At 28.4% G+C, this 25,715-nt stretch carries 21 protein-coding genes and 1 tRNA gene; 8 read left to right on the top strand and 14 right to left on the bottom strand.

Translation table 11 applies throughout. The annotated features are described in order from the left end of the window. Positions 1-195: 195 nt before the first annotated feature. From H8S20_RS13430 to proB, 4 genes are all read right to left on the bottom strand, one after another. Positions 196-390, bottom strand: a complete 195-nt coding sequence (locus H8S20_RS13430) for a hypothetical protein (protein ID WP_032116860.1) — start codon at positions 388-390, stop codon at positions 196-198. A gap of 315 nt (positions 391-705) precedes the next feature. Then, the gene (locus tag H8S20_RS13425) at positions 706-1,152 is read right to left on the bottom strand and encodes a GNAT family N-acetyltransferase (protein WP_032116859.1); all 447 of its coding nucleotides are present in this window, start codon (positions 1,150-1,152) and stop codon (positions 706-708) included. A gap of 77 nt (positions 1,153-1,229) precedes the next feature. Continuing rightward, a complete protein-coding gene (locus tag H8S20_RS13420; RefSeq protein WP_186860450.1) occupies positions 1,230-2,474 on the bottom strand; it encodes a glutamate-5-semialdehyde dehydrogenase in 1,245 nt (414 codons plus the stop codon). A 15-nt stretch (positions 2,475-2,489) separates the two neighbouring features. After that, complete coding sequence (gene proB / locus H8S20_RS13415) at positions 2,490-3,296, bottom strand: glutamate 5-kinase (protein WP_186860449.1); 807 nt, start codon at positions 3,294-3,296, stop codon at positions 2,490-2,492. A gap of 187 nt (positions 3,297-3,483) precedes the next feature. On the opposite strand from proB, the gene H8S20_RS13410 reads away from it, so the two are divergent. Beyond that, positions 3,484-4,863, top strand: a complete 1,380-nt coding sequence (locus H8S20_RS13410; protein ID WP_186860448.1) for a YjiH family protein — start codon at positions 3,484-3,486, stop codon at positions 4,861-4,863. Positions 4,864-4,978: 115 nt separating this feature from the next. Here the strand turns inward: H8S20_RS13410 and H8S20_RS13405 are convergent, their stop codons facing one another. Together H8S20_RS13405 and H8S20_RS13400 are read right to left on the bottom strand one after the other, a co-directional pair. Beyond that, a complete protein-coding gene (locus H8S20_RS13405; protein WP_186860447.1) occupies positions 4,979-6,673 on the bottom strand; it encodes an ABC-ATPase domain-containing protein in 1,695 nt (564 codons plus the stop codon). 1 nt (position 6,674) lies between these two features. Next, positions 6,675-7,256, bottom strand: a complete 582-nt coding sequence (locus tag H8S20_RS13400; protein ID WP_186860446.1) for a DUF1836 domain-containing protein — start codon at positions 7,254-7,256, stop codon at positions 6,675-6,677. Positions 7,257-7,469: 213 nt separating this feature from the next. Between H8S20_RS13400 and trhA the strand changes: the two genes are divergently transcribed. Beyond that, on the top strand, positions 7,470-8,117 hold the full coding sequence (gene trhA, locus H8S20_RS13395; RefSeq protein ID WP_186860445.1) for a PAQR family membrane homeostasis protein TrhA: 648 nt from the start codon (positions 7,470-7,472) through the stop codon (positions 8,115-8,117). Between the two features lie 29 nt (positions 8,118-8,146). Then, a complete protein-coding gene (locus H8S20_RS13390; protein WP_032116852.1) occupies positions 8,147-8,377 on the top strand; it encodes a DUF4351 domain-containing protein in 231 nt (76 codons plus the stop codon). Positions 8,378-8,421: 44 nt separating this feature from the next. On the opposite strand, the gene H8S20_RS13385 is transcribed toward H8S20_RS13390, so the two are convergent. After that, a complete protein-coding gene (locus H8S20_RS13385) occupies positions 8,422-9,741 on the bottom strand; it encodes a sodium-dependent transporter (RefSeq protein WP_186860444.1) in 1,320 nt (439 codons plus the stop codon). A 548-nt stretch (positions 9,742-10,289) separates the two neighbouring features. Here H8S20_RS13385 and H8S20_RS13380 point away from each other — a divergent pair. Continuing rightward, positions 10,290-11,879: an ABC-F family ATP-binding cassette domain-containing protein gene (locus H8S20_RS13380; protein WP_186860443.1), complete on the top strand. Its 1,590-nt coding sequence runs from the start codon at positions 10,290-10,292 to the stop codon at positions 11,877-11,879. Between the two features lie 122 nt (positions 11,880-12,001). Here H8S20_RS13380 and H8S20_RS13375 read toward each other — a convergent pair whose 3' ends face one another. After that, positions 12,002-12,361: a DUF1622 domain-containing protein gene (locus tag H8S20_RS13375; RefSeq protein WP_032116849.1), complete on the bottom strand. Its 360-nt coding sequence runs from the start codon at positions 12,359-12,361 to the stop codon at positions 12,002-12,004. 138 nt (positions 12,362-12,499) lie between these two features. Here H8S20_RS13375 and H8S20_RS13370 point away from each other — a divergent pair, with 138 nt between their 5' ends. Both H8S20_RS13370 and H8S20_RS13365 read left to right on the top strand, forming a co-directional pair. Then, positions 12,500-13,390, top strand: a complete 891-nt coding sequence (locus H8S20_RS13370) for a phosphatidylserine decarboxylase (RefSeq protein ID WP_186860442.1) — start codon at positions 12,500-12,502, stop codon at positions 13,388-13,390. A 29-nt stretch (positions 13,391-13,419) separates the two neighbouring features. Next, positions 13,420-14,226 (top strand): MurR/RpiR family transcriptional regulator, encoded by an 807-nt coding sequence (locus tag H8S20_RS13365; RefSeq protein WP_032116847.1) that lies wholly within the window; start codon positions 13,420-13,422, stop codon positions 14,224-14,226. 89 nt (positions 14,227-14,315) lie between these two features. Here the strand turns inward: H8S20_RS13365 and H8S20_RS13360 are convergent, their stop codons facing one another. The 5 genes from H8S20_RS13360 to H8S20_RS13340 all read right to left on the bottom strand — a co-directional run bounded on the left by H8S20_RS13360 (position 14,316) and on the right by H8S20_RS13340 (position 18,965). Further along, positions 14,316-15,677, bottom strand: coding sequence for a 6-phospho-beta-glucosidase (locus tag H8S20_RS13360; RefSeq protein WP_032116846.1), 1,362 nt, complete (start codon positions 15,675-15,677; stop codon positions 14,316-14,318). Between the two features lie 104 nt (positions 15,678-15,781). Then, positions 15,782-16,912 carry a Card1-like endonuclease domain-containing protein gene (locus tag H8S20_RS13355; protein ID WP_032116845.1) on the bottom strand — a complete coding sequence of 377 codons (1,131 nt, stop codon included), beginning with the start codon at positions 16,910-16,912 and terminating at the stop codon, positions 15,782-15,784. A gap of 86 nt (positions 16,913-16,998) precedes the next feature. Then, a tRNA-Arg gene (locus H8S20_RS13350) sits at positions 16,999-17,073 on the bottom strand. 58 nt (positions 17,074-17,131) lie between these two features. After that, the gene (locus tag H8S20_RS13345) at positions 17,132-17,980 is read right to left on the bottom strand and encodes a sensor histidine kinase (protein WP_032116844.1); all 849 of its coding nucleotides are present in this window, start codon (positions 17,978-17,980) and stop codon (positions 17,132-17,134) included. A gap of 202 nt (positions 17,981-18,182) precedes the next feature. Beyond that, positions 18,183-18,965, bottom strand: coding sequence for a DUF1189 family protein (locus tag H8S20_RS13340; protein ID WP_032116843.1), 783 nt, complete (start codon positions 18,963-18,965; stop codon positions 18,183-18,185). 153 nt (positions 18,966-19,118) lie between these two features. Here H8S20_RS13340 and H8S20_RS13335 point away from each other — a divergent pair, with 153 nt between their 5' ends. Next, a complete protein-coding gene (locus H8S20_RS13335) occupies positions 19,119-20,312 on the top strand; it encodes a L,D-transpeptidase (protein WP_186860441.1) in 1,194 nt (397 codons plus the stop codon). 247 nt (positions 20,313-20,559) lie between these two features. After that, entirely contained in the window at positions 20,560-21,927 is a 1,368-nt protein-coding gene (locus H8S20_RS13330) for a CCA tRNA nucleotidyltransferase (protein WP_186860440.1), read from the top strand. Positions 21,928-21,958: 31 nt separating this feature from the next. On the opposite strand, the gene addA is transcribed toward H8S20_RS13330, so the two are convergent. Next, on the bottom strand, positions 21,959-25,711 hold the full coding sequence (gene addA / locus H8S20_RS13325) for a helicase-exonuclease AddAB subunit AddA (protein ID WP_186860439.1): 3,753 nt from the start codon (positions 25,709-25,711) through the stop codon (positions 21,959-21,961). Between the last annotated feature and the right edge of the window lie 4 nt (positions 25,712-25,715).

Genomic DNA, 25,715 nt, shown 5'->3' with positions numbered 1-25,715 from the left:
TCCAATTATTTTGTATACTTATTTTATTATGCATAACTTTACCCTTTTGTAATTAAAATAATATATTTTTGACACTTAAATGCCACAAAACAGGTATATTATAAAATCATAAGATAGTTAATAAATTTTTCCCCCAAAACCACCCTTTTATAAATTTACACATTAACCTAGCACTAATGTCCCCCAACTAAAGTGCTAGGTTTTTTGTTTAAATCTATCAAAAATCGAAAGTATAGTTGCAACTATTATTCCTATAACTCCACCAATAGAAAAAAATAAAATTACATCACCTATTATAGCTCCGATTATAGTTCCTATTCCAACACCTGAAGCTATTCCTTTAGCCAAATGTTCATAATCTTTTTCATATAAAACTAATTTTCTCCACACACAAATTCTCCTCCATATATATAATTGAATATCAGTTATTTAAATTACTTATAATTTCATCAGTTTAATTAATATTTTCTATTCTATACCCTTTCTCCTCTAAATAATCATCTAATCATCCCAATCCCACTCTTTAAACTCTAATTTCGTTCTTATTAAGTTATAATTTCCTATTAAATATAGTTTTTAATAACTCTTTATGTTATATATATTACACTTTGTTTCTTTATTTGTAAATACCTTCCTTTAAAAATAATCTTCTAACAATAAAAAAATCTATTTCTGAATGATACAAAACATTCAGAAATAGATTTTTTATAATTCAACCTTCATTTTTACATGTGGTATACTCACTTCGTCATACACATCTGAAATCACTTTAAAGCCTACACTTTCATATAAATCTTTAACATATAGTTGTGCTGATAAAACAACTATACTTTGATCTAAATCATTTTTTATAAATTCTAAGCAAGCTTCCATCATTTTTTGAGCTATGCCTTTCCTTCTATGACTTTCAAGAACTAATACTCTTCCAATAGATGTATAATCGTATCCAATTCCTTTAGGAACTATTCTAGAATATGCAACAACTCTTCCATTTTCCTTTAACATAACATGATGACATTTCTTATCCTTATCATCAAAGTCCTGTTCCGAAGTAATTTCTTGTTCACAAACAAAAACTTCAAACCTAGACTTAGCAATTTCATACATATCATCAACTGTTAAATCATTAAAAGACTTTATTTCAAAATTCATAAACTCCTCAACTCCTTTCACCGTACCGCTAAATAACCCATTTTCACCAAAGGCATATTTATCTTTGCAAAGCCAAACTATCTCGTTTGGCCATTTCCATAAATAATATATTTAATAGTAGTAAGCTCTTTTAACCCCATTGGACCCCTTGCATGTAACTTTTGAGTACTTATTCCTATCTCTGCTCCAAATCCAAACTCTTCACCATCGGTGAATCTAGTTGATGCATTAACATATACAGCTGCTGAATTCACTCTTTGTAGGAACTTTTGTGAGCTTTCATAACTTTTAGTAACAATAGCTTCAGAGTGTCCTGAACTATAATTATTTATATGCATTATAGCTTCATCTATATCTTTAACAACCTTTATCCCTATTTTATAATCTAGATATTCGTTGTACCATTCTTCTTCTGATGCAAGTACTACGTCTTTGTCATAAGCTATAGCACTTTCATCACCCCTCACCTCTACTCCATTTCCTCTTAGTTCCTTTAATATAAATGGCATAAAAGCTTCAGCTATCTTTTCGTTAACTAATAGCTTCTCAGCAGCATTACAAACTGATGGCCTTGAAGTTTTAGCATTAATAATTATATTTTTAGCCATTTCAAAATCACAATCTTCATCAATATAAATATGGCAGTTACCGGTCCCCGTCTCTATTACTGGAACAGTTGCATTATTTACTACAGCTTTTATAAGTCCTGCTCCTCCTCTCGGAATAAGGACATCTATGTATTCATTTAATCTCATCATTTCTGTAGCTACTTCTCTACTAGTATCTTCTATTAATTGAATACTGTTTTCTGGTAAATTTACAGATTTTAAAGCTTCTATTAATACCTTTACTATTGCCTTATTAGAATATATAGCCTCTTTTCCACCTCTTAATATAACTGCACTTCCAGCTTTAAAGCAAAGTCCTGCTGCATCACTAGTTACATTAGGTCTAGCTTCATATATTATTCCTATTACCCCCATAGCAACTCTTTTTTGTCCTATTTGAAGTCCATTTGGTCTAGTCCACATTGATACAACTTCACCTACTGGATCTGGAAGACTAGCTACTTGTCTTAGTCCATTAGCCATCCCTTGTACTCTATCTTTATCTAAAGCTAATCTATCTAACATAGTTTTAGCTGTTCCTATATTCACAGCTTCTTGTAAATCAATTTTATTTGCTTCAATTATAAAGTCTTCATATTTTACAAGATAATCAGCCATAGCTAATAAGCCTTTATTTTTTTCATCTGTAGATAAATTACCTAATATATTGGAAGCTTCTTTTGCTTTTTGTCCTTTTAAAATTAACTCGTTCATAATTCATCCTCCTAATTATTTTTTAAGAAATAATGTTCCAATCTCATCACCATTCATTATGTCTAATAGAATAGTTGGTTCATTACCATTTGCTAATATCATATGTGCACCAGATGAAGTTGCATTCTTAGCTGCTGTTAGTTTTGTAGCCATTCCACCTGTTCCTAAACTACTTCCAGCTCCTCCAGCACATGCTTCTAATTCTGGTGTGATTTCTTCTACTACTCTAATAAGTTTTGAATCTAAATTCTTTCTTGGATCTGAATCATAGAATCCATCAATATCCGAAAGAATTATTAAAAGATCTGCTGAAACTAATCCAGCAACTATCGCAGATAAATTATCATTATCACCAAATCTAACTATATTTTCTATCTCATCTATAGCAACTGTATCATTTTCATTAACTATAGGTATTATTTTATTTTCTATCAATGTTTCAAATGTATTCACAACATTCTCTCTTATATGATTATCTTCTACTACATCTCTTGTTAAAAGTACTTGTCCAACAATATGGCTATATTCTCCAAAAAACTTACTATATATATGCATAAGCTCACATTGTCCTACAGCAGCTGCAGCTTGCTTTTCTTTTATTGTCTTTGGCTTTTCTTTTAGTTTTAATTTATTAACACCTACTCCAACAGCACCAGAAGTTACTAAAATAACCTCTTTTCCACTATTCATTAAATCTGAAATAACTCTTGTTAATTTTTCAATTCTAGTTAAGTTTATATTTCCATTTTCATAAGTAAGTGTTGATGTTCCTACTTTTACAACTATTCTGTTGCAATTCTTTAGTTCATTTCTATAATCCAAAATTCTCAACTCCTATATTATAATTGTTATCTCTATATTATAATTATTTTTAAGAATTTTTACCATAAAAATCAACATTCTGTTTTTTCTTATCTATATGCATAAAAACTATTGATTTTTTATATTTTTGCATATAGAATGAATATTGTTGCATAAATATTAATTTTTATACAAAGGGGGATGCAAAATGGATTTATCAAATTCTAAGTCATTTAGTGGAAATAAATTTAATTTTAAAAATAATATAAAATTCATTATACCTTCATTATTAGGTGTATTATTATTCATGATTCCTATAAATTATAACGGAGAAATCACAATTCCTGTAGCTATTCTTTCTAGTAAGTTAACAGATATATTAGGCTCATCACTACCTTATATAATTGCTGTTACTTTAGCTATATCAGGTATTATGACATTAATAACTTTTGTTTTTAAACCTAAGTTTATTTTGGATAACAAATTTTTAAGCACTTTATTTAAAACTACACCGCTTTGGTCTATCTCTAGAATTTTAGGTAGTATATTTGGTATATTAGTTTTATTACAAGTTGGTCCTGAATTTATAATTAGTGATGTAACTGGAGGATTTGTTTTTAATGACTTACTAACTATCCTTTTCTCAATATTCCTTTTTGCAGGTTTATTATTACCACTTTTATTAAACTTCGGATTATTAGAATTTGTTGGTTCGCTTTTAACTAAAGTTATGAGACCTTTATTTAAATTACCTGGACGTTCTTCAATCGACTGTATTACATCTTGGCTTGGAGATGGTACTCTAGGAATAATATTAACAAGTAAACAATATGAAGATGGTTTTTATACAGAAAGAGAAGCTGCTGTAGTTAGTACAACTTTCTCTGCTGTTTCAATTACTTTTAGTTTAATAGTAGTTCAAACTATAGGTCTTGATGGAATGTTTATTCCTTTTTACTTAACAGTAACTTTAGCTGGTATCGTGGCTGCTGTAGTAGTTCCAAGAATACCACCACTTTCAAGAAAAAAGGATACTTATTATAAAGGTAAAAAAGCTGAAAATTCATCTGAAGATATCCCTAATGGATACACTTCTTTAAGCTGGGGATATAAATGTGCTTTAGAGAAAGCTGATGAAAACTCTGATATAAAAGGATTTTTCATAGATGGATTTAAAAATATATTAGATATGTGGATGGGTGTTCTTCCAATCGTTATGTGCTTTGCTACATTAGCACTTATAATTGCTGAATTTACTCCAGTGTTTAAAATATTAGGTTTACCATTTATACCAGTTCTACATTTATTACAAGTTCCAGAAGCAGTAGCAGCTTCTCAAACTTTAGTAGTTGGATTTGCTGATATGTTATTACCATCAGTTATAGCTTCTACTACAATAACTAATGAAATGACTAAGTTCATAATAGCTTGTACTTCTGTAACGCAACTTATTTATATGTCAGAAGTAGGAGGAGTTTTATTGGGATCAAAAGTTCCAGTAAACTTAAAAGAAATGTTAATCATCTTCCTAGAAAGAACCTTAGTAACACTACCAGTTATTGTACTGATAGCGAACTTCCTTTATTAGTTAAAATTTGAAAATGCTAAATTATAAATTAATGATAGAAATCAGCCTTTGTGCTGATTTTTTTTATATCAAAAAAAGAAACTGCCTAAGCAGTTTCCACATTAATTTGTTACTTTTAACTTCTAACTCTTAACTTTCTAAACCTATTATACGCTGCCATTATTTCTTGCTTTCTTGGCATTGCTAAGCTTCCGTAACCACCTTTTATCTTATCTATATCTATTAGATTGCTTTGTAAAATTTCGTACGCTTTATCTACTGATTCTTTTAGCGTTAAATTCTTATTCATTAAATTCATTTCTACATATTTCATAAATGAACCAATAGTATTTAATTGCTCTGAATCCACAATTTGTTCTACACCTCTTAAATCTATATTTTCTTTATTTATAGAAATTCCATCTATTCCTAATGATTTAATTTTTACGCCCCTTGGTCCAGATTCTATAGTTCCTTTTTGTAGAACTCTCTTAGTATTAATCTTAACCTCTATTTCTTTGTTATGATCAATTATTCCTCTGCTTAATGCTTTTGCTTTTTCTGTAACTTCAAAAGGTTCATAATTGTCCATTTGAACTACTAAATCAGCTATATCAAAAAAGTCTCCACAACTTCCTGCTACAAGTATAGTTGAAATTCCTAATTTTTTATAAAGGCTTTTAGCTACATCTATATAAGGTGTTATAGGCTCCTTCTCTTTAGCAACTAATTGCTGCATAATACTATCTCTAATCATAAAGTTTGTTGCTGAAGTATCTTCATCTATTAGTAAAGTATTAGCTCCTGATTCTATTCCTTCAACAATATTAGCTGCTTGAGACGTACTTCCACTAGCATTTTCAGTATTAAAACTCTTTGTATCTTTCCCATTAGGAAGATTATTTATAAAAAGACTTATATCTGTGTTAGTTATAGCTCTTCCATCTTCTGCTCTAACTTTTAAGGCAGTATCCTCTGTTATTACAAAATCTCTTCCATCACCTTCTATATGATTATATACACCTAGTTCTAAAGCTCTTAATAAGGTAGACTTTCCATGATAACCACCACCAACAATAAGTGTTATGCCTTTAGGTATACCCATTCCCTTTATAACACCTCTATTAGGTGTATTAAATTCAACTTCAAGCTCCTTAGGTGATACAAATCTTTTTCCATCTCTTAATGGCTTTGACGATACTCCACTTTCTCTAGGAAGTATTGAGTTATTAGCTACAAAGGCTACTAACCCTCTATTGTTAAGATTATCTCTAATATAGGTTTGATCTTCTACTAATTTCACTCTATTTATTAACATCTTACTATCTATATTCTTATATATAAGTGTCTTTTCTACTAATATAGGCACCACGTTAAATAATATCTTTTCTAACTCTTTAGCTAATACGCTTCTACCTTTTGCAGGAAATCCTACATAAAATCTAACTTCTATTTTATCATTATTAAAAACAACTGAAGTTCTATCTAATATTTCTTGAGGACATCTACTAATTTCAATTAATCCACTTTTTCCAGACCCAAATATCTTTTCTCCGCATCTTCTTATATTTTTGCTAAATAATCTAGTTAAAAAATCACATACAGCTATATTTTTATATTTTAAATCTAGTAAGTTATTAGGAAATTTAGCTACATTGTTATCTACTATTATTCTTACTCTTGATGGTGCTGCAAAAGGATCTCCTTGGACATGATCTATACTTAATATAAAGGTTCCAAAATCATATTGACCTTCTAAATCTTTATATGATCTATATCCTTTACCATCTATTCTTTGTAGGTCTTTTTTTAAGTCATTTTGATTTTTCATACTATTCACCTTTTATTTCTGAAAAAAATTCATCTATTAACTTTTCGCTAGCTCTTCTATACATATTACTCATATTTATAAATGAACAAAGGAGTAAAAACTTCTTTTCGAAATCTCCTTTAAGCTCTGCATTATTTTCTATTAATTTTTCTATTTCTTCTTCCTTATTATCTACACCTTTTTTAAACTCTAATACATCATTTTCTGATTCGTCTAAAAATGTACTATATAATTCTCTTAAAGGATAAGACTCATCTTCTGAAAAGCTGTCTATTATTTTATTCAAACTTAGTTTTATATCATTAATAGATAATGCTCCCTTTAAATTATAGATTAATGACATAATTATTATATGCTCTTTTGTATATTTTTTATTTTTAATAGGCAATAATAACTTTCCTTTAGCATAATTATTTATCATCGTCTTAGTGAGAATTTTATCATCTTCCGTTCTCTTTAATGATGATAGCTTTCCCTCAAATAGTTGAATTACTTGATCCATATATAAATCAATCTCTGGTATATCATCCATAGGTATTCCATTTATAAAGTCAATATTGTCTACTAATTCTTTTATATCCATATTTCCTCCTAGTAGTTTTTCAAACTACTTGTAATAGTTATTCATATTTAATAATAATAGTATTTTTGAGATATTTCAAGGAAAAGCTAAATATTTAATAATAAGTAAGAAAAATCTGCTAAAATGAACTTTGACTCTTAGTAACAAATACTAAATAATATAAATATAATATCACATAGTTTTAAAAACTAGATTGTATCGTGGGGTGTATTTATGTATAAAAAATTAAGAGAACCTATAAACTCTATTACTCATTTATTAGGTGCCATATTATCATTCATTGCTTTATTTGCAATGGTAGCTAAAGGCGTTATGACTAATGCTTCTAACATAGCTATTATCTCAGTAACTATTTTCGGAATTAGCTTAATACTTTTATATACAGTATCAGGAACTTATCACGGTATAATTTCAACTGATAAAATAATTAAATTTTTTCAAAAATTAGATCATTCAATGATTTTTATATTAATAGCTGGTTCATATGCTCCATTCTGCTTAATAGGTTTAGGTGGAACATTAGGTAAAAATATGTTCATAGTTATGATTTCAATAGCCATTGCAGGTATAGTATTTAAGCTTTGTTGGTTTAATGCTCCAAGATGGTTACAAACAGCTCTTTATATAGCAATGGGTTGGAGTGCAATATTTGTTATTAAACCTCTATCTGCTGCTTTACCACCTGTAAGTATCTTCTTATTAGTACTTGGTGGAATATTTTATACAATCGGTGGTGTAATATACGCTACTAAATCTAAAAAAATAAAAATAGGTACCTTTGGATTCCATGAAATCTTTCATGTATTCATATTATTAGGTAGTTTAACTCACTTTACTTGTGTGTTTACTTACTTATTATAAAAACAAACTGAAATAAGGCAGGTAAAATTATGAATTTATCCTATTCACTTAAAGCTTATGAAGAAGGAATGACTGACGGAATAAAAGAAGGTCATTTTAGCTTATTAATTAAACTACTAAGGAAAAAATTTAAACACATACCTGAAAAATATATAGATTCATTAACTGATTTAGAAAATGATACTATTATCTCTATTGCATTAAGAATCTTCGAATTAGAAACTTTAGAAGATTTAGATGTATTTCTTTTAGTTAAATAGAAAAGAGTGGTTGAATAAAAACAACCACTCTTTTTATATTAATTCTATCCTATTCCTCCATACATAACGCCTAAAATTATTATAAGTATAGTAATAAATACAAATCCATACTTTCCAAACAGCCTAAATCCTTCTCCTAATTTTAAAGATGATCCTAAATTAATTTCATCCATAGCTCTTTCTTTATCAAAAATATAGAAAAATACACTAAAGGTAATTAGAGCTCCTAATGGTGATAAAACTATTGTTACAAAATTAGTAAAGTTATCAAATAGGTTCATGCTTAAACTCAATGGTATAGCAATTATAAAGCTTATAAAAGCTATAATTAAAGCAGTATTTTTTCGTTTGCTTTTTAATTGTGTCATAAAAGATTCAACTGATCCTTCTAACATATTTACAGCTGAACTAAAAGCCGCAAAGATCATGCTTAAAAAGAAGAAGATAGCTAATATCCTTCCTGCAGGCATTTTTTCAAAAATAGTTGGAACTGTTACAAATAATAATTGTGGTCCTGCTGCTGGATCTAATCCAAAAGCAAATGCCGCTGGCATTATTACAAAAGCTGCCAATAATGCTGCTGCGGAATCTAATATAGCTGTAGTAAATGCTATTTTAGGTATATCAAATTCCTTTTTCATATAGCTTCCATATACCATCATTCCACACCCATTTAAGCTTACAGAAAAGAACGCTTGCCCCATAGCCATTACCCAAGTATTTGCTTTAAAGAGGTATTCCCACTTTGGTGTTAATAAGTATTTAACTCCATCAATAGCACCTGGTAATGTTAATGATCTTACTGCTAATGCTATAAATATTAAAAATAAACCTGGCATAATTATATTATTTACCTTCTCAATTCCTTTAACTGCTCCAAAGCCAATTATAAGAGCAGCCATTAACATTGCTAAGAACGTCCACACTACAGTTTCACTACTTCCTGCAAATCCATCAAAGAATGTCGGTATATTAATTTTATTAATTTTCCCTGTCAAACTCATAGTAAAATATTTCATTATCCATCCTACTACAATGTTATAAAACACAAAAATTCCAACTAATCCAATGGCCGGTGTAATACCAAATAAACTTCCGAATTTTAGTTTTCTCTCTGTGAAGGAATCTTTTATAGATTTGAATGCTCCACCTTGATTGGCTCTTCCAAAAGCAAATTCAGCTATTAAGCCTGTAGTTCCAAGTAAAATTACACATAAAAAGTATGGTATTAAAAATACTGCGCCTCCATTCTGTCCCATCTTATACGGAAACATCCATATATTACCTAATCCTACCGCTGCCCCTATACAAGATAAAATAAATCCCGAACTGTTAGTAAAAGTTTCTCTTTTCTTTTTACTCATTTTTATATCCCCCTATATCTTAACTAAAATAATTAATATTAATTGCTAAAAATACTTTTTGCTTTGTGCTTTATTACTAGTATCCTAAATTTAAATGATAAAAGCCCCATAGCTTTTGCTATGAGGCTTTTTACTATAAATCAATTTATATAATACAAAAAAGCCACATAGATTTTTAATTTATCTATATGGCTACTTAAGTTCGTTTTAAAGCACGACAATTAACTTTAACCAATATAGATACAAACTCTTTTCAGCTTGCATCTATAAGTTAAACACAAGCTCTATCTATAATAGCTAAAGTAATAAGTAGTATTAACTTTTTTAGTCAAATCTAAGTTAATAATCTCATTCATAAGTCTAGCTCCTAATAATCAATTTTCTTTATTTTATCATTTTTTCTTTATTTTGGTCAAGAAAATTTTTACAAAGATATTTTTTGTAATTTTCTCACTAATTCACTTGCCGAATAATGTATATTTCTATGTAAAGTTAAAAACTTTATGTTATAATATCGGGAGAATAATAAATGAAATGGGGTATGTTTAGTGATAAATGTAATAAACGTAAGTTTAAGATACGGGTCTCGTAAATTATTTGAAGATGTAAATATAAAATTTACTCCTGGTAACTGTTACGGTGTTATTGGTGCTAACGGTGCTGGAAAGAGTACATTTTTAAAGATATTATCTGGAGAAGTTGAACCAAATACAGGTGAAGTAATAATTGCTCCAAACACTAGAATGTCTGTATTAAAACAAGACCACTATCAATATGACGAGTTTCAAGTTTTAGAAACAGTTATAATGGGTAACAAAAGATTATATGACATAATGAAAGAAAAGGATGCTTTATATGCAAAGCCAGACTTTTCTGATGAAGATGGAATTAAAGCAGCAGAACTTGAAGGTGAATTTGCTGAATTAAACGGTTGGGAAGCTGAATCAGAAGCATCATTATTATTACAAGGATTAGGAATCGGAACAGATGCTCATTATAAAACAATTTCAGAATTAACAGGTGGAGAAAAGGTTAAAGTATTACTTGCTCAAGCTTTATTCGGTAACCCTGGAATACTAATTCTAGATGAGCCTACTAACCACTTAGATATAAAATCAATCAAGTGGCTTCAAGACTTCTTAGGTGACTTTGAAGGTACAGTTATAGTTGTATCACATGATAGACACTTCTTAAACGAAGTATGTACTCATATGGCTGATGTTGACTTCGGTAAAATTAAGCTATACGTTGGTAACTATGACTTCTGGTACGAGTCAAGCCAATTAGCTACTGCTATGGCTAAAGATCAAAATAAGAAAAAAGAAGAGAAAATTAAAGAATTACAAGACTTCATTGCTAGATTTAGTGCTAATGCTTCTAAGTCTAAACAAGCAACTTCTCGTAAAAAGTTATTAGATAAAATTACATTAGATGATATCCAACCATCAAGCAGAAGATATCCATTCGTTGGATTTAAGCCTGAAAGAGAAGTTGGTAATGATATATTAGTAGTTGAAGGATTATCTAAGACTATTGATGGAGTTAAAGTTTTAGATAACGTAAGCTTCAGAGTAAATAAGGAAGATAAGATTGCTTTTATCGGAAACGAAATTGCAATAACAACTTTATTTAAGATAATCAACGGAGAAATGGAACCAGATGCTGGTACATATAAGTGGGGAATAACTATAACTACAGCTTACTTCCCTAAAGACAACTCAGAGTTCTTCAACGATTGCTCATTAAGCTTAGTTGATTGGTTAAGACAATTCTCTGAAGAAAAATCTGAAAGTTATATTAGAGGATTCTTAGGAAGAATGTTATTCTCTGGAGAAGAAGCTTTAAAAGAAGCTAACGTATTATCTGGAGGAGAAAAGGTTAGATGTATGCTTTCTAAAATGATGCTTTCTAATGCTAATGTATTAATTTTAGATGGTCCTACTAACCACCTTGACCTTGAATCTATTACAGCTGTAAATAACGGATTAAAAGACTACAACAGCAATATACTATTTGCTTCTCACGACCACCAATTCGTGCAAACTGTAGCCAATAGAATAATCAAAATTGATGATAATGGATCAATCTTAGATAGATCTATGACATATGATGAATTCTTAGAAAAATTCGGTGAATAAAAAAGTGGCCACTATGGCCACTTTTTTATTCACTAATAATTTATATGTAAACTTTTCTTTTTCACAGATTATATTAAATAATTTATAGGCAATTTTTTAACATCATCTTTTATAATTATTAATTAAACTGCTTCTTCTACTTTTTTATGTTCTTCTTTATGATGCTCTTTTTCAGCATTAACTTCCCAGTGAATTACAATTGCAAGTACAGTTCTTACAACGATTATTGCAGCTAATATCCACATTTCATCAAGAGTTCTAACAAGAACAGTCTTTAATATCTCTGCTCCCATCTTGAATTCTAATGCTAATGATAGTGCTTGTCCTAATTCAATCTTTATAGGATAGTTTCTTTTTCCTATCATATTAGCAACATATTGAGCAAAAGCTTTTATACCAGCAACTAATATTACTATTACACCCATTGCCTCTAATAAATGAATTACTAAAGGTATTAATTGTTCCATCAAATGTTCTAACATTCCATATCCCCCTATATTATGTAAAATTCCTTTATTATTATAATCTATATATATCATTAAATCTATATAAACTTGACATAAATATGTTAATATATAATAAACTTATAAAATTTTAATTTTTTTCTAGGAGAATTTACTATGATAAAAATATATAATAGAAACTCAAAAAAATATGATACTGAAAATGTTGCAGGTGGAAACTACATAAAATGGTGTTATGAATCTCCTATTGGTAAAAGCTTTACAGAACTATTAATAAAGAAAAAACTTTTTTCTAAGGTTTATGGTAAATATTGTGATAATAATCTTAGTAAAAATAAAATTTCTAGCTTTATTAATGATTTTGATATAGATATGTCTATTTGTAAAAATAATTTAAATGACTTTAGAAACTTTAATGATTTCTTCATTAGAGAATTAAATGATGATGCTAGACCTATAGACATGGATACGGATAAACTTATCTCCCCTGGAGACGGCCGTTTATTTGCTTATACCGATATATCTGTAAATGATTTGGTCCAAGTAAAAGATATAACTTATAGCTTAGCAGAACTTATTCAGGATAATGATATTGCTAATGAATATGAAGGTGGAGTATGCTTAATATTAAGATTGTGTCCTACTGATTATCATAGATTTCACTTTGTAGATTATGGTACATGTGAAAAAACTAACTTTATACCTGGAAATTATTATTCAGTTAATCCAACAGCTTTAGAAAGAGTTGCTAAACTATATTGCCAAAATAAGAGAGAATGGTGTGTATTTCATTCTGAAAACTTCGGAGATATTATTCATGTAGAAGTTGGAGCTACTTGTGTAGGCTCAATAATACAGAATTATAAAGAAAATAAACCTATTTCTAAAGGTGATGAAAAAGGTTATTTTAAATTTGGTGGTTCAACTACTATACTTTTCTTTAAACCTAACACTATAATAGTAGATGAGGATATCCTGACTCAATCATCTTTAGGATTTGAAACGAAAGTAAATATGGGTGAAACTATAGGCAAAAAATATAGATAACTTTCAGTATATGGAATGGAGGATTGTTTATGGGGGATTTAATTTATAGACTACTTTTATTTTTAAATGATAGTCGTGAGGAAACATTAAACTATACTATAGCTCTAACTATGATTCGTAATATTAGAGAAATACCTAATATGACAATAAATAAACTAGCAGATATGTGCTATACATCACCAGCTGCTATAAGTCGTTTTTGTCGTAAACTAGGCTACTCTAGTCTATCAGAATTTAAAAAAGCTTTATCTATTTCAATCAATACCAACTTTGATAATAGCTTTTCTAAACCAAGGGGCTTTAAAAATAAAAGAAGTAGAGAAGAGATTTTAAGCATAATGCATGACGAGATTTGTAGTGAACTTACACTTACTAAAAATTCTTTAGATTTAAAACTTATAGATAGAGTTATAGATTTAATTTATAGAAGTGATCATATTTGTATATTTGGTACTTTATTTTCTCAGTTAATGTGTCAGCAATTACAAACTAACTTTGCAAGAGTAGGAAAACTAATAAATATAGCTACTGATATCCAAGCTCAAGAAAAGCTTGCAAGCTCATTAACACCTAATTCCTTAGCTATACTTATTTCTCCAACGGGTAGATTTATAGCTTATCATGAACGTGTATGGAATAACCTTCTATCTACTGACTGCAAAATAGTTACTATAACAGAAAATAGAGAAAATGCTTATAAAGACGGATCTGATTACATAATTTATCTAGCACCATCAGAGTATAATAATGAATACTCTCCTGAAAATCAACATTCCCTTATGATGCTAGTTGAATACCTATTTATAAGATATGCAGATTTATATAACCACTATTAATAATTTACAATTTAAAATTAAAAATTTTTAATTAGATAAAGCCAGCTTATGCTGGCTTTATTCATTAACTTTTCACTTTAAATTCTTAATTAAAATTCAGCTCTTTCTACCTTTTCAATTTGTTCTATAACATTCTTGAATTGTGGTAAGTATTTTTTGTGAGCTAATAACATTTCGTTTAATAATTTTCTTCCTTCAGCATCATCAGATACTAATGGGTTAGTTGTCATTGCTAATAATGCAGTGTTGTAATCTCCTGTATATGCAGCTTCTGCAGCTAATCTTTCGAATGCCTTTATTTGAGAAACTAAACCTTGAGCGAATATTGGAAGATCAGTAACTGTATCAACTGGTACTGGACCATCCTTAGTTATCTTACAGCTTATTTCTATAGCTGATTCATCTTCGAACATCTTTAATCTTCCGTTGTTCTTAGTATTTACAGCTAAAACTGTTCCCTTATCATTGTAGATGCTTGAAATAACTTCACAAGCAACATCTGAGTAGTGAGCTCCACCTCTCTTAGATAATTCTTCAGGTTTTTCTTGTAACTCAACATTTTTATATAATTCAAATAAGCTCTTTTCAACAGCCATAACAACTTCAGCTCTTGTTTGACCTTTTTTGTATTCTTCTAATTCATGCTCAAGCATATCTCTCTTTTTATAGTAATATCTATGGTATGGACATGGCATTAATCCTGTTGCTTTTATGAATGCTGGATCCCATCCCATTGCAGCAATATTAGCCATTGATTGAGAGTTATCGCTATTTAACATTTTTTCCATTACTTCAGCAGTAACATCATTTCCGTCAAGGTATACTCTTTGACCATATACCATGTGGTTTAATCCAACTTGGTCCATAGTTATTCTTGATTTATCTACTCCTAGTAAATCTGCAGCTCCAAATTCCATTCCTATTGGAACATTACATACCCCTATAACTTTCTTATGATTGCTGTATCTTAATAAAGCTTCTGTAACTACTCCAGCTGGGTTTGTAAAGTTAATTAACCAAGCATTTGGACATAATTCTTGCATTTCTTTAGCTATGTCTAAGATAACTGGAACTGTTCTTAAAGCTTTGAAAAGTCCACCTGCTCCATTTGTTTCTTGACCTAAGAATCCATGACTTAGAGGGATTCTTTCGTCCTTAGCTCTAGCCTTTAATAATCCTACTCTTAATTGAGTTGTAACGAAATCAGCATCTTTTAAAGCTTCTTTTCTATCTAAAGTTAAATGTATTTCCATTGGTACTCCAGCTTTTTCTACCATTCTCTTAGCTAAAGCTCCAACTATTTCTAATTTTTCTTTTCCTTCTTCTATATCTACAAGCCAGTATTCTGCTACTGGTAATTCACTATATCTCTTAATTAATCCTTCTACTAGTTCTGGTGTATAGCTTGACCCTCCGCCAATTGTAACTATCTTTAAGCCTTTTTTACTCATGGTACTTCATCTCCCTTTCGTATCTTATGTCTCTATTATAAAATAATATTTGTAATATTATTTTCATTTTTTGAAAACGAAACCATAATATGATACAAAAATGACTATTTGTCTATTATTGCTTTTATATTACTTATAAACTTATTTTCATTACCATCAAATATTACTATATGTATGCCCATCTCCTTTGCTCTTATTGAAACTGGTCCTTTAGATGGTTCTCTTGTAGCAACAAGAATCTTATATGCATTTTTTCCACCTAATTTATTGGCATATACATTTAGCTCATTTAAAGCCATTTCATTATATTTTTCACTATCTTTACAAGATATTATTATAGGTACAGAATCTTTAACTGCTACAACATCAACTTCATTCCTTACAGTTCTATTTTCATTACTCCAAAGAAATACTACACCATTTCTTGATTCATCTATTTCTTTTATTTTATTTATTAAATTATTAGTAGCAATCTCTAACCATGTACCACTTTTAAATATAAAACCTTTTATATATTTATTTAAAAATGTTACTTCTATATCATCATTTTTTTCATCATATTGTAATTCATCCATCTCCTTTAGCTTTTTCAATATATTCTTTAATATTAACTTTTCTTCTTCAGTTAAAGATTTTATATTAATTTGTATTTTGTCTGGAGATTCTTCTATATGTTTAAATATGTTTGTATCGTATAACCTTTGCTTATATTTATTCCATATATCTAAATTCTTATATATCTGTTTAGATAAATATATTAAATCTTTTTTCTTACACAAATCTGAGGAATCTTCTACTAAAGCACCTCCAGCTGCGTTAATAATATCATTTATATCCAAATCATCAAACTCTTCATATGTTAGATCTATCCCATTATTAAATGTATATATCTTTTTATTTTTTATATCTGTATATATAGCTTTTATATTATTTTTTATACTAAGCTCTAACAAAGTTAATGAATTTATCCTTTTTCCTCCTGTAAGATTAACTATTAATTCATCGCCTTTATTTTTATTGATTAAATCAGATAGTTTATCAATTTCTCCTTCTTCAATAATTACATCATACATTTTTACCATCGGAAAATTCTTTTCATAATAGCTTTTTATATTATCTATTAAATCTATCTGTTCCTTTTGTCTAATAAATATGACTTCACTAACCTTATATCTAATTGTAGCCAATATGTTACCTTCATTATGTTCATCTAATTGATTAATTAATAATCCCACTTATACTACCTACTCTCTTTATATAAATTAATACTATTAATTTACCCAAAAGAAAAAGCACTTATTTATAAAAATAAATAAGTGCTTGGCAGAGCGTAAAGGAATCGAACCCTTAATGCGCCGTCCGTAGCGGCGTGTTATATCCGTTTAACTAACGCTCCACATTAACAATTCCTATAATATCACAAAGGTTAACATTTATCAAGAATAAATGATTATTTATTCACTTAGATAAATATCTGAAAATTCTATTTCTAGCATTTGTATCTTACTAGAAATACTGTTATCAACAGTTTCTATATGTTCTTCTAAAACTCTTGGAATAGTAACTATAAACTCTGAGCCTTCATTTTCTACACTATTTATACTTATATTTCCACCATGAGCTTTTACTAAATAGTTAGTTAAATCTAATCCTATTCCGCTTCCTATATATTCTTTATCAGATCTATTTGAACATTGATAAAATCTATTAAATATTTTATCCTGTTCTTCTTGTGATATTCCTTTTCCATTATCTATTACAGAAATATTAATATTTTCATTATCTATATTTAGATATACAAATATTTCTGAATCCATTGGTGAAAATTTTATTGCATTTGATAATAAGTTCATAACAATTCTGTCTATGGCTTCAGGGTCTGCTGAAACTATACACTCTTCTTTATTTGTATCAAATATTAATTGGATATTTTTTTCTAAAGAATATTTTTCTATACATTCTACAGTTCCTTCAATCATTGATACAATATCAATATTTCTCTTTTCTAATTTATAAAAGTTATTTTCTAACCTACTAGTATCAATTAAATTATTTATTAACTTTAATATCTTGTAGCTGTTTCGTTTTATTATATTCATGTATTTCTTTTCAGTTGTTATATTTAAACTATTATGTTCAATAAACTGTAATGCAGAAATAATAACATTTAGATGACTTCTCATATCATGAGTTATGTTCAAAGTAAAATTTTCTTTATTTTCACTTTCGTTTCTTAAATTGCAAAGTAGCTCTTCTAATTCATCTATAGTAACCAATTTATTTTCACCTATGCTATTACCCATTATGCCTCCTACCGTAATACCCCATCGTATACCCCAAAAAATATCTTACATTCTAAATTTTACCATATTTTTCTTTTTAGTACAACTTTTAAATAAACTTTATATTAAATTAAATCATTATTTTTACATTATTGTGTAATTTTTATGAATTTTCAGATTTATTTATAAATAAAAAAATCCAGACTATGCTGGATTTTTTATTTTACATATTATCTTTATTTACTTTTATAATATCATCATAGACAACAAAATTTATTCCAAAGATTAATATCAATCCACCAATAAACATAGTATATTTTCCTAAAGGTAAAATTAATCCTAATAATGTTGGAGCAGTTATTGAATACATTGCAAGTTTAAATATATTTCCATAAGATAATCTTTGCTTATTAAATAGCATACTTAACATACCTGCTAAAGACATCATAAATGAATAGAAAAGCATATCTATAAACTTAATTATAATTATTACTGGAATCATAAAGTATTTTATTACACTCAATTCTTTTATAAATATATCTATTACTTCATTATTGAAATTTACTTTATCTAGACCAAAATCAGCATATTTATAAACAATTTCTTCACTACCATTTTTTATTACAATACCATCTTTTAAAATCACTGTAGATAAATCTTTATGTACTGTAATATTTCTTAAACTATCTATTTCATCTACAGTCTTATCTGTATCTACTAATAATACAGTACTTCCCTGTTCTTCTTTATATGGTGATATTTCAAAATCTAATAATCCATTCTTCATTTCAAAATTTAGCTTTCCATCTTGGTATGCTTTTGAAATAACATCTTCTATGACCCCTATTGTACTAACAACTGTTATTCCTTGAAACAATCCAAAAATAGTAGCTAAAACAAAAAGATACAAAAAGGCCTTTCCTAATTTATCTTTTGCTAAGTATATATACTTTTTAGGATTTAAACTCCATTTAAATCTATCTATCATATTTATTTTTTTCTTCATATTTCCTCCACAATGTAAGAATTTATTCACTCTTTAGTATACCATAATTCTCCATAAGCTATATGTATAATTTCTGTAAATTTAAAAGTAATTGTTTAGTTTTTTGTATATTGGTCAAAAATTATTATATAGCCATTTTAGGAGGGATTATTATTGGATTTTAAAAAATCTAGAATTACTATATTAAAAATATTAATATCTGTTGTATTCTTATTTTTATTAACTTTACCAGTGAATTATTATATTAACTATAATTATTCTAAAACCTTAAACACTTTTTATTCTGAATTTAATCAATGTAATTTTGATGATGCAAAGGAAACTTTATCGGATAATAGCTTTATTTTAAAATTAAAAAAGAAAGTAATGACCACAGAAGTATCCAAATACTTCACTTCAATTATAACTACATTATGTAACGAATTAAAAAATAATAATATTGCTTCAGATCAAGCTGTTGCTGTATTTAAAGAGATAAAGAGTTATGATATTCTTGACGAGTCTTTAGATAAATTAATTTTAACTTTAGACCAAAATTATATTTCAGAGGACTCTTCACTTTATAAATCTTATCTAGATTTAGCATTAGAAAAATATAATGCTGGTGAATTTTCTGAAGCTATAAATATGTTTTCTAAAATACCGTACTCTCAGCTTGAATATTATAATACGGCTCAAGACTATATAGAAATATGTAAATCTTCTTATAAGCAAGCTTTATTTGAAGAAGCAGATAAATTAGCTTCTGAAGATTACTATACAAAAGCTATAGATTTATTATCAAGTGCTGATACATCTATTTTATCCTCTAATGATAAAGATATAGAAAATAAAATATCTTCTATAGAAATAGCTCGTGATGAATATTTAGCAACAGATTACTATATAGACAATGCTCAGACTACATCAACTTCATTATTACAAAATCTAAATACTGAAACAATAAATACATTAAATATTGAGAGTAATACACCTTATTTTGTATATGTTAATTTAAACGCTCAAAAAACTTATGTATATGGAGGTTCTAGCAACAACTGGACTTTAGAGAAAGAGTTCGATTGTTCTACAGGAATAGAAAGTGAAGCAACTCCTAAGGGGGTATATACAGTAACAGGACGTGGTGATTGGTTCTACTCTGACCAATATGAACAAGGTGGAAAGTACTGGGTTCAATTCTGGGGTGATTATTTGTTTCACTCACTCCCTTATGATGAAAGTCAAAGTACAATAGTAGACTATACTTTGGGTGTACCAGCATCTCATGGTTGTATCAGATTAGCTGTTGAGGATTCTAAATGGTTATTTGATAATATGCCAGATGATACAAAGGTAATAATAAATTAATAATTAAGAAAAAATAATTAGTGATTAATATAGAAATACTTTAAATAGTTTCTATATTAATCACTTTTTAAAATTTATAGTATATAAAATACTACTAAATTATTTATTATTAATTTCAAATTACTATATATCAAGGATTTATTAAATGAAATATGTTAATGCTAATGAGATTAACACTTCATTATTAGGTACTTTTATTTTTGTTGTGCTAAAATAAAAGTATATTTTAATAGTAAGGATGAATTTGATGAATATTAATATACCTAAAAATGTTCAATATATTATAGATAAATTTTATAAAAATAATTATGAAGCTTATATGGTAGGTGGTTGTGTTAGAGATTGTATATTAGGACTTTCTCCTAAAGACTATGATATTACTACTTCAGCTAAACCTAATATTACACAAAGTCTTTTTACAAAAACAGTTCCTACAGGTATAGAACATGGAACTATAACTGTACTTATCGAAAATGAAAATTTTGAAGTAACTACCTATAGAACTGAAGGAAATTATCTTGATAATAGACGTCCAGAATCTGTATTATTTGTATCCAATATAAAGGAGGACTTATCTAGGAGAGATTTTACTATAAATGCTTTTGCTTATAATGATAGAGATGGTTTAGTCGATTACTTTGATGGTTTAACTGACCTTAATAATAAAATCATTAAAGCCGTTGGAGATCCAAATAAAAGATTTCAAGAAGATGCCCTTAGAATGCTTAGAGCTATTAGATTTAGTGCTCAATTAGATTTTACCATAGAAGAAAATACTCTTAATGCAATTAAAACTAATTGTGTTTTAATAAAAAATATAAGTATTGAAAGAATTAGAGATGAATTATGTAAAATGCTCATAAGTAATAATCCAACAAAAGGTCTTATACTTTTAAGAGATACAGGAATTTTAGAAATCATTTTACCTGAAATAAATTCTTTAGTTGAATATACTCCATTATGCAACAATCATAATAGAGACGTATTTGAACATACCTTGAAGGTAATTGATAATACTGAATCTGATTTAAAACTTAGACTTTCAGCATTATTTCATGATGTAGGTAAACTTAACACTCTAACATCATTACCAAATGGTCATCATTATTTTCCTGGACATAACATAGAAAGTGCAATTATGACTAAGGAAATATTACGCAGATTAAAATTTGATAATGGCACAATAGATAATGTATGTGCAATAATTTATGATCATTTAGTTTTAAGACCTGATTATATGCCCACTGATGGTGAAATTAAAAGACTAATTAACAGAGTAGGTATTAATAATATTTATACATTATACAATCTACAAAGAGCTGATATTAACTCTTTATGGGATCCTATTCCCTTCTTAAATAAAGTGGATTATATAGAAAATAAAACTAGAGAAATACTTGAAAATAAAGAACCATTAACTATTAAAGCCCTAGCTATAAACGGTTCAATTTTGATAAAAGATTTAGGCCTAAAGCCTGGAAAAATATTAGGTTATATTTTAAATTATTTATTAGAAAAAGTTTTAGATGATAAAACTTTAAATTCTAAAGATATACTTATAACTTTATCAAAAGCTTACTTAAATGACTTACAAAATAACGTTGACTTACATTAACTTTTAGTTAATGTAAGTCATATAATTTAATTTACATTTTAACTATTTTATCAATATAGAATAAATAAAGATAACTTTCTTTAACTTTTTTCCCTGTTACTTTTTCTAGAGCTTCTTTATAGTAAGTAAGTTGAGTTCTGTATCTATCTATAATTTCTTCTTCGTTTCCTTCTTCTACATAGTCAGTTTTATAATCTACAAGAACTATATCTTCATCTTCTTGGAAGAAAAGATCTATGATACCTTGAAGTCTTACTTTCTCATCTTCATAAATTTCTTTTTCTAAGTTTTCCCCTAGCTGCAAACTACTTATCTCTGTAAAGAATGGAAACTCCCTACGTACTAAATCATTATTGTTAAAGGCTTTTAATACTCTTTTCCCTAAATCGCTAGTATAGAACTTATATATCTTTTTAAACCAAATCGTTGATGCTTCTTGTTCTGTAAGAGATTTATCTAACACCATCTCTTCAATTTGTGCTTTTATTTCACTTATAGAATTAACTCTACTTAAATTCAACTTTTGCATGACATAATGCATTATAGTTCCTCTTTCAGCAGCACTTAATCCTTTTTCTTCTTGTAAAAACTTTGGCTTAATTAGAGGCTTCTCTTTAAATATTTCTAAAGTTGCTATTCCATCATATTCATAATCGCTCATCTTTAAGTCTGATACAGAAACATTACTAGGGAGCATAGCTCCTTCTTTATATTTATACTTATATCCAAGTCTTCTTTCTATTTCTTTATCTATATACTTAATATTTTCAGCCTCTTCAATTAAGTTTTTTTCATTCTCTTCCTCTACCACTTCAACTTCCTTGCTAGTAATTAATAAATCTTTATTCCAAAATTTAATCTTCCACTTAGAGTAGTCAACTTTAATAAGGTCTCTTGTTACGCCTGCTACATCTCTTAATATTTCTCCATCAGCATGTTTACACATAGCTAATGCTATCCAATCTAAATATGACTTTCCTTTTAATACTTCTGAAGGTAATATTATATTTTCGTCTAAAGATGCTGAAGAAACCCAGTTATTAATAGCTTTTTCTAAATCTCTAGTAGCTCCTGTTATTATTAATTTTTCCTTAGCTCTAGTAAATGCTACATAAAGAATTCTCATTTCTTCAGATAATGTTTCAAGCCTAATTCTCTTTTTTATAGCTTCCTTTGCTAATGTAGTATAAGCATTTCTCTTTTCTAAATCTACATAATCCGGTCCAAAGCCTAGCTCTTCATGATAAAGTATAGATGAATTTAAATCCATTAAATTAAATTGCTTTCCTGTACCTGCACAAAATACTACTGGGAACTCAAGACCTTTACTTTTATGAATACTCATAATTCTAACTACATCTTCATTTTCTCCAAGAACCTTTGCACTCCCCATATCTCCTGAGGATTTCCTAAGCTTATTTATAAAGTTTATAAAGTTAAATAATCCTTTAAAGCTTGTGCTTTCAAACTGTTTAGCTCTTTGGAATAAAATCTTTAAGTTTGCCTGTCTTAACTTACCATTAGGCATTGCTCCAACATATCCAAAGTAGGCTGTATCCATGTATAAATACCATATAAATTCATCAATTGGAGTATATACTGATTTTTCCCTCCATATATTTATGTTATCTATAATAGATATACATTTTTCCTTTAGCTCTTCACTAGCTTCTAGATTGCCTTCTGACACTTCTTTTATTATCTCATAGAAATATAGCTCTTTATTTAATAACCTTAAATCGCTTAATTCTTCAGCTGTGAAGCCTACTATTGGTGATCTTAACACTGCTATCATAGGAACATCTTGAAGTGGGTTATCTATTATCTTCAACAAAGACATTATTGTTCTTATTTCTATAGACTCAAAATATCCACTACCTGTATCTGCATATACTGGCACGCCTTCATTTCCTAGCTCTTCTAAAAATATCTCTGACCAATTTTTTGTAGCTCTAAGTAATATAACAATATCTTTATATTTTATATTTCTATATTCATTAGTATCCTTATCAAAGACTTTAAACGTCTTTCCATCCTTCTCAGAAAATAATTTTTTTATTCTTTTACTTATAATCTTAGCTTCTAAGGCTATAGCATCAACATCTTCTTCCTCTTCAACTTTTTCGCCATCTTCCTTTTCTTCTATTACATCTACCTCTTCCACTTTAGCTATTCCTGATTTATCTAGTATATGAAGCTCTATTTCTCCACCTACTACAGTATTTGAATCAGTATTTTCCTTATAGCTAGCACCTAAATTTAACGCTTCTTCATCTGTATATTCAAGTTCACCAACTATAGTAGACATAACCATCTTAAATATATAATTTGAGCCGCTAATTACTTCTTCTCTACTACGGAAGTTTTTATATAGCTGAATCTTTCTGTCTCTTCCACCAGCTTCAAGAGGATATCTATTGTATTTATCTAAGAATAACTCTGGCTTAGCTTGCCTAAATCTATATATACTTTGCTTTACGTCTCCAACCATAAATACGTTAGGCTGATCTAAGCTTTTTCTAGAAACCAAATCTATTATTGTTTCCTGAACATTATTTGAATCTTGATATTCATCTACTAAAACCTCATCAAAATATTCTCTAAAATGTTCTGCAACTTGTGAAGGAACTATATTGTCATCATCATCTTTTGTTATTAATATTTTTAAACATAAATGCTCTAAATCATTAAAGTCTAAAAGATTCTTATCCCTCTTCTTTTTCGTAAACCTATCACCAAATTCTAATGTGATATTAGCTAAAGTTTTCATACATGGATAAACTCTCTTTATCCCTTCAACAGCCTCTTCTGGCGTAAAAGTAAAGCTATCCTCTATAAGCTTTGCAATTTTCTTTTTTATAGAATCTCTTATTCCTTTCACTGTAGCTTGAGCATTTTCATCTGATACCTTATTCTTTCTTACTACTGGAATTCTACCAAAGCTTATTAGCTTAAATGCTTTATACATTTCCTCTAATCCACCGCTTAAAGAAGCATATGCATTATCTAAATAAGATAGCTCTGTTGTAAATGTCTCTAAATATGGCTCTAAGCCATCTGTTTCTTTTATTATTTCAATAGCCTTATTCATCATATTTATAAAGCCATTTAACTCTACGCCTAAATTGCTTCTTAATACATTAATCCACTCAGTTTTATCTAATTCATCAACTGTATTTATATTAAATTCCTCGGCTTTTTCATTAAGCCATACCCCTGGCCATGGTCCACTCATAGAAAAACTATATAATCTTAAAACCATATCTTTTAACTTCTCATCATCTCTTGACCCACTATATGATTCAACTAAAGTTTTAAAGTTATCATCATCATTTTCATATAATTCTTCAAAAAGTTCTTCAATAATTTCATTTTTCATAAGGGTACATTCTGTATCATCTGCAATTCTAAAGCTTGGATCTAAATCTATAGTATAGAAATAGTTTTTAATTACATCTAAACAAAAGGAATGCATAGTAGTAATATTAGCTCTACTTAGAAGCGTTAATTGTTTTTGAAGACTTTTAGAGTCTGGTCTATCTTCTAATTTTTTAGATATAGCATTTGCTATTCTCTCTCTCATTTCTGCAGCTGCTGCACTTGTAAATGTAACTACTAATAACTTATCTATATCTACTGGATTATCTTCATTTGTGATTATCTGAATTATTCTTTCTACTAATACAGCAGTTTTCCCTGAGCCTGCAGCCGCTGCTACTAACAAGTTACATCTTCTTGTATATATTGCTTCAGACTGCTCCTTAGTCCATTTAGTCTCTCCCATACCT

This window comes from Clostridium hominis, from assembly GCF_014287825.1.
GTDB lineage: Bacteria > Bacillota > Clostridia > Clostridiales > Clostridiaceae > Clostridium > Clostridium hominis.
The sequence above is the reverse complement of the archived record's forward strand: the minus strand, read 5'-3'. Positions and strand labels throughout refer to the sequence as shown.